The organism is Coriobacteriia bacterium, assembly GCA_030652115.1.
In the GTDB taxonomy this organism is placed as follows: Bacteria; Actinomycetota; Coriobacteriia; order Anaerosomatales; family Anaerosomataceae; genus UBA6100.
In genome coordinates this window covers 472,190-478,362 of record JAUSBK010000007.1, presented here as the reverse complement: position 1 = coordinate 478,362, position 6,173 = coordinate 472,190, and the positions used below count along the sequence as shown (strand labels likewise).

Annotated in this window: 4 protein-coding genes and 1 other RNA gene; 2 read left to right on the top strand and 3 right to left on the bottom strand. The window is 67.0% G+C overall.

Annotated elements, in window-relative coordinates; translation table 11 throughout:
- Positions 1-208: RNase P RNA component class A (gene rnpB, locus Q7W51_06370), an RNA gene on the top strand; the annotation flags it as partial.
- A gap of 16 nt (positions 209-224) precedes the next feature.
- On the opposite strand, the gene Q7W51_06365 is transcribed toward rnpB, so the two are convergent.
- Positions 225-2,183, bottom strand: coding sequence for a magnesium chelatase subunit D family protein (locus Q7W51_06365; GenBank protein MDO8847992.1), 1,959 nt, complete (start codon positions 2,181-2,183; stop codon positions 225-227).
- 74 nt (positions 2,184-2,257) lie between these two features.
- The gene (locus tag Q7W51_06360; protein ID MDO8847991.1) at positions 2,258-3,505 is read right to left on the bottom strand and encodes a hypothetical protein; all 1,248 of its coding nucleotides are present in this window, start codon (positions 3,503-3,505) and stop codon (positions 2,258-2,260) included.
- A 147-nt stretch (positions 3,506-3,652) separates the two neighbouring features.
- Here Q7W51_06360 and Q7W51_06355 point away from each other — a divergent pair, with 147 nt between their 5' ends.
- Positions 3,653-5,329: an exonuclease domain-containing protein gene (locus Q7W51_06355; GenBank protein ID MDO8847990.1), complete on the top strand. Its 1,677-nt coding sequence runs from the start codon at positions 3,653-3,655 to the stop codon at positions 5,327-5,329.
- Here the strand turns inward: Q7W51_06355 and Q7W51_06350 are convergent.
- Positions 5,283-6,152 carry a deoxyribonuclease IV gene (locus Q7W51_06350; protein MDO8847989.1) on the bottom strand — a complete coding sequence of 290 codons (870 nt, stop codon included), beginning with the start codon at positions 6,150-6,152 and terminating at the stop codon, positions 5,283-5,285. The genes Q7W51_06355 and Q7W51_06350 overlap by 47 nt on opposite strands.
- Positions 6,153-6,173: the final 21 nt, after the last annotated feature.

Genomic DNA, 6,173 nt, shown 5'->3' with positions numbered 1-6,173 from the left:
CCCGGAAAAGCTGAAACGGTGCGGTAAGAGCGCACCAGCGCTGCGGCAACGTAGCGGCTTGGCAAACCCCACCCGGAGCAAGGGCGAATAGGAGCGGTTACGGCTGGCCCGGCCACGCTCGGGTACGCCCGCACGAGGCCGCCGGCGACGGTGGTCCCAGATAGATGGTCGTCCACGACAGAATCCGGCTTACAGGCCCACTCCCGCCTGCACGCCTCCGACCGTCAGGCCGACAGGCGCTGCCGCACGGCACCGGCGAGCAAGCTGCCGCCCACAGCGCCGAGACGCACGTACTCACCACCGGCCGCCCGCGCCAGATCCCTCGCCGCGGTCCCGCCACCGGGTCCCGAGGTGTCGACCACCAGCGTGTTGATGGCTGCGTCTTTGAGACGCCCGGCCGCCGTGCGCGCGTCCTCGCTCCCGAGCCCGGTTCCAATGCCTACGTTCGCCCGACCGTCGGTGAGCAGCACGAGCCAGGGCACGATGCCGTTCTCACGACGCGCTTCGGCAGCCAGCACGTCGAGAGACGTGAGGATGCCGTGGGCGATCGGGGTCGCCCCGCCGGTCGGAAGCGCCTTCAGCTTGAGCTGCGCGAGCTCGACGCTGGCTGTGGGCTGCAGGACCACCTGCGCCGACTCGCCCCGGAAGGCCACGAGACCGACGCGGTCACGCCGCTGATATGCATCCACCAGCAGTTCGAGGACAGCGGCCTTCGCGGCCTCCATGCGGTTTGACGCCCCCATCGAGCCGCTCGCGTCCACGCAGAACACGATCGACGCACCAACGCGCCGCTTGCGGACCTTCGTGCGCACGTCCTCGGGCTCGATGCTGATCGCCAGATCGCCCTGTCGCGACCGCTGATGAGGAGCTGCCGCACGTATCGTCGCGTCGAGCGCCAGGTCGACCGGCTCCCCCGCGCGTGCGGGCTCGGCACGGACGTAGCGCCCCGTGCGGTCATCCGACGTGGTCTCCTGCCGACGGCCACCATGCGCCCGACGCGTGCGATCCATGCCCGCAACGAGTTCCGCGCTGATCGCCTCCTGCGTTGCCGCCGCATCGGTCGCTCCGAGTTCCCGCGGCATCGCCAAAGACGCCGCAGCACCGTCGGCCGGCTCACCGCCGCGCTCGCCGATGCTCTCTCCCTGACCCGACGACGCAAGCCCGATGAGCTGCTCGAGCCGCTTCTCGTCGAACGACTGCTCCTCGAACGGCGACTTGCGCATCCGATGGGCAAGCACCATGGGCGCAACGGCCCGGATGTCCGCTGCAGTGACCTCGCGACGCGCGTGCAGCACCGCGTACGCCGCCGCAGCACGCCCCATCACGAGATCGGCGCGGTGGCCGTCGACACCCATGGCGACACACACCGAGGCGATGAGGTACAGCAGGTCGTCATCCAGCTCGACATCGGGCAGCGATCGGATGGCCGAACGTACCCGATCGACGAGTTCCGACTGCGTAGCGGACCAGTCCCTCGCGAATCCCGACGCATCGTCCTCGAATGCGCGCCGTCGCTTGAGGATCTCAACACGCTCGCCGGGATCTGCGATACCCTCCACGTCCACGCACAGCCCGAAACGGTCCAGCAGCTGGGGACGGAGCTCGCCCTCCTCGGGATTCATGGTGCCCACGAGCGAGAAGCGCGCCGGGTGCTCGTATCGGATTCCCTCGCGTTCCACCACGTTGACCCCGCTAGCTGCGGAGTCGAGTAGCGTGTCCACGAGGTGGTCGTCCAGAAGGTTGACCTCGTCCACATACAGCAGGCCCCGGTTCGCCTCGGCGAGAAGACCCGCCTCGAAGCGGCGCTCCCCATGCTTGAGCGCCTGCTCCAGATCGATCGTGCCCACCACGCGGTCTTCGGTGGCCGAGACGGGCAGGTCCACCAATCGTGGCCGACGACGAATCCTCGGCAGCGCGCCTTCCCTTTTGCGCTCCCGGCACTCGGGGCAGAGCTCGGTCGTAGCCGAAGGATCGCAGCCGAAACGACAGCCCTCGACGACCTCCATCTCCGGGAGAACCCACCGGAGCGCACGAACCGCGGTCGACTTGGCAGTGCCCTTCTGCCCCCGAATCAGCACGCCGCCGACCCTCGGATCCACGGCGTTGATGAGCAACGCCGTCTTCAGAGCGTCCTGTCCGACGATCGCGCTGAACGGATACGTCGAACCGTCGTCCCGCGCCATGCAACCTCCCGACACACTGCGGCCCGTCTACACTATATGGTAGACGGGCCGCGTCTGTCACCAAGAAGTTGTGGTTATCCTGTCCGCCACTGGAAGGAACCGCACTCAGCGGGCGCCGTCTGACCGACCTTCGGGCACGTGTTCGCGTACACGCAATCCTGACAGGTGTACTCGTCAAGCTTCAGTTCGCCAGTCGCTTCATAGCCGCCCTCGGGGACCGACGGAGTGGAATCGTCAGCCTCGGCCACCGGCGCGGCCTCGTCTTCCTCCAAGACCGCCGCTGCAGCCGGCTCCTCGACCTCTGCCTCGGCATCCTCAGAGACGAGATCCTCGGCGATCGTGACAGTTGTAGCAGGCTCCTCGATCGAGAGCACCTCATCGTCAACCTCGTCGGCCGCGGTCGCCTCGACCCCGGCTTCGGGCTCGAGGGCCTCAACGGGCTCCGGTTCGGGGAGCGCGTCCGCGTAATCGCCCAGGATGACTGGATGCGGTACGTAGACTTCCTCGCCCTCTGCAGGCGCGCTAGTGATGATCGGTGCCTCCTCGTCGAGCACCTCTTCGGGCTCCTCGACGGGGGTGATCTCGTCCTCGACGATCTCGGGCTCTGGCTCGGTGACCTCCAAGGGCTCGAGCGCGTCCCCGTCGGTCTCCTCAAGCAACGCGTCGGCGTCTACCTTGATCTCGTAGGCTTCGACGTTCGCCCATGGCCAGTCGCGGTCGTCTTCAGATGATGGCTCCGACTCCACGGGAGGTTCGCCGAGGGCCGTCTCGAGCACGGTCTCCTCTTCGGCCTCCGCCTCAGGCGCAGACGCCTCCTCAACAACCTCGGCGCTTTCGATCTCATCACCGCTCAGCACCGAATCGGGAGCGACGATCCCCTCCCCTTCAAGCGAGGTGGCTGCCCGCTTGAGCGCGTCGGCAAGCGCGGTCTCAGACGACTCGATCTCCTCAAGTGGCTCCCACGAGGAGAAGGCGGTCACCGCACCGTTCTCGTCAAGCGCGGCGGGTTCCATGCTGACGTCCTCGTCGAGTGCCTCGGCAGCGGGCTCCTCTGCCTCTGGCTCAGCCTCAACCTCTACCTCCGCCTCGACGTCCTCCGCCGGCACTTCTGATGGCGCGGGCGCTGGCGCGCTCTGCATGACGAGGACCGGCACCGCGCTTCCGAGATCCGCGATGAACACCTCTCCGGTCAGGCTGACGGCGCCCGTGGAGGTGGCTGAGGAAAGCGCTGCGATCGCCGCCTCCCGGGTGTCGTAGGCATCCGACAACGGGATGCGGAGGGTCCCGTCTTCTTTGCTGCGCTCCACCACGAAGTAGGCCATGAGACTCCCCACCTTACGATGACGATATGAGAGTACGAATCACTTACATCATAGGCGAAGCGCGGCGGCGGTGACGAACGACACACGAGATAGCCACATTCCGACGCATGGTAGGATTGAGCACAAGAATCAGGTGACGGGACAGGGATGCTCGGACTCACATCACTCACCGGCGGCCCTTTCGTAACCGTCGACATCGAAACCACCGGCTGCCGCCCCGGGACTTCGTCGGTCATCGAGATCGGTGCGGCCCGCATCGAGGACGGCGTCGTTACCGCGCACTTCAGCGCGCTGGTCTGCCCCACCGAGCCCATCCCCCCGGCGGTACAGCACCTCACGGGCATCACCGAGGAGATGACCGCGAGTGCGATGCCGATCGAGGAAGCCATTCTGCTGTTCCGTGACTTTGCGGCCGGTGCCGTGCTCATCGCGCACAACTATCGCTTCGATCTCAGCTTTCTCGACTACGAGGCCGAGCGCGCGTGGGGCACGCCGTTTCCTCGGCCGGTGCTCGACACCCTGTGTCTCGCCCGACGGCTGTGCTCTGACGTAGAGCGCCACAACCTTCGCGACCTTGCGCTGCGGTACCAGATACCGACCGTCCCCAACCACCGTGCGTTCCCCGATGCGCTTGCCACGGCCGAAGTCTTCCTCGCGATGGTGCCCGAGATCCAGGCAGCCGGCATGACAACGGCGGCCGAAGTCGCACGACTCTGTGGCGTGGCTCAGCAGAGCAGGCTCGCCCGCAAGTTGGCGCTCGCCACCCATCTGCCTGACGGGTCCGGCGTCTACCTCTTCCGGGACAGCGAGAGCCGTGTGATCTTCGTCGGCCGGGCCAAGAGCCTGAGAACGCGCATCAGGAACCACTTCTACGCCGCAGACGACACGGAATGCTCTAGTCCCGCATCAGAGGTGGTGTCGATCGACCACATCCCGCTCGTGTCCGGTCTCGATGCCTCGCTGCTGGAAGTCAGGCTTCACGATCGATACCAGCCTGCCTTCAACCGGAACAACCATCAGCAGCGCCGCCCGGTGTACCTGCATCTTGACCCCGCAGCTGACTACCCGTACCTGCGCCCCACACGACGACGGTTGCGGACCGGTGAGCTCGTGGGTCCGCTCGGCAACGAGTGGGCAGCGGCCATTGTCGCGGACATCGTAGCGGAGCACTTCGGCCTGCGCCGATGCCGTCGCGCCGTGCCCGACTGCCTCGAAGGCCAGTGTCTCCGGCGCGATCGTCATCTCTGCCACGCGCCAGACGTGCTGGCGATGGGACCCGACGCCTACCGCGCCAGGGCACATGCTGCCTTCGCAGTGTTCAACGGCGAGGGCGCCGACTTCCGCGAGATGCTGCACACCATGCAGGAGCGCTCCGCACGTGCCGAGCGGTTCGAGGATGCCGCGCGCTACCGCGACGCGGCACGCGCGCTCGATCGCACGCTCTCCGCGCTGGCAGTCGCCCGCCGCGCTTCGGCAGACGAGGTCATCGTCGTGCTCGAGGGTGACGAGCACTCGATGGCCGCCATCGTGCTCGTACGCGGGTGGCGTTTCGCGACGATCAGGTTCACGGCCGACGATGTCGTCTCAGGTGACTTCGGGGCGCGCATCCTGCGTGTCCTCCGCCGCGCACAGCAGCGCGCCCGACAGGATGGTCCACTGACACCCCGCCGTCTCAGAGACATCGGGATGACCGACGCCTACCGCCAGCAACAGGCACCCATGTGGATCCCCGTCAACGGTGACCCGGATGAGGCTGCCGCTCAGGTCCTCTCCGCGGTCAGGCGCGCTCTGAGGGTTCCGCGCAAGCGTCACGCAGCCGTTTGAGGCGCGTGATGTTCTCGGCGTCCTTGTAGGGCACCTCGCCCGGCATCTCGGTGACGATCGGCAGGTCTCTCAGGCACGCCTGTCGAAACAGATGCGCGAACCCTTCGTACCCGATCGTCCCGTCGCCGATCCAGGCGTGGCGGTCCTTGTGGAGTCCCGCGGCGAACGCACAGTCGTTCGCATGAACTGCCTCGACCGGCATGCCGCAGCAGCGCTCGAAGGCGCCGATGAGCTCCTCCCACACGTGAACCTGCGACAGGTCGTAGCCGGCGGCGTGGGCATGACAGGTATCGAGGCACACTCCGACGTGCCCCCGGGCAGCGTCGAGAAGACCCAGCACGGCTCCGAGTTCGTCGGGACCGTCGCCGAAGGTCGTTCCTGCAGCGGCGGTGTTCTCGAGCAACAGCCGGACTCGCTCCACCCTGGCAAGCACCCACGCTCGATCGACGCCCTCGGCGATCCTGGCTGCCGTCCGCTCGGGCGCATCGCGATACTCGGTGCCGGTGTGCGTCACCACGAACGACGCACCCAGGGACTCGGCTCGCATCAGCTCGTCCGCCAGCGCTGCGAACGAGCGCTCCCACAGAATGTCGTCGGCACTGCCGAGATTGATGAGGTACGCCGTGTGCACCAGCACGGGACCCATACCCGTCTCCTCGACTCGCGCCCGGAATGCCTCGGTCACGGCGGGATCGAGCGGTCTGGAATTCCACTGCCGGGGACTCTTGGCGAAGACCTGCATGCTTTCGCAGCCCACCGAGACGGCATAGTCCACCGCCTTGGCGTAGCCTCCCGCCACACCCACATGCGCACCGATCGACACGGGACCACCTCCGAGGCGACA

What these genes read in the sequence shown, in the direction of transcription:
- Q7W51_06365 (MDO8847992.1), bottom strand. Translation starts at nt 2,183, where the DNA reads ATGGCGCGGGACGACGGTTCGACGTATCCGTTCAGCGCGATCGTCGGA.
- Q7W51_06355 (MDO8847990.1), top strand. Translation starts at nt 3,653, where the DNA reads ATGCTCGGACTCACATCACTCACCGGCGGCCCTTTCGTAACCGTCGAC.
- Q7W51_06360 (MDO8847991.1), bottom strand. Translation starts at nt 3,505, where the DNA reads ATGGCCTACTTCGTGGTGGAGCGCAGCAAAGAAGACGGGACCCTCCGC.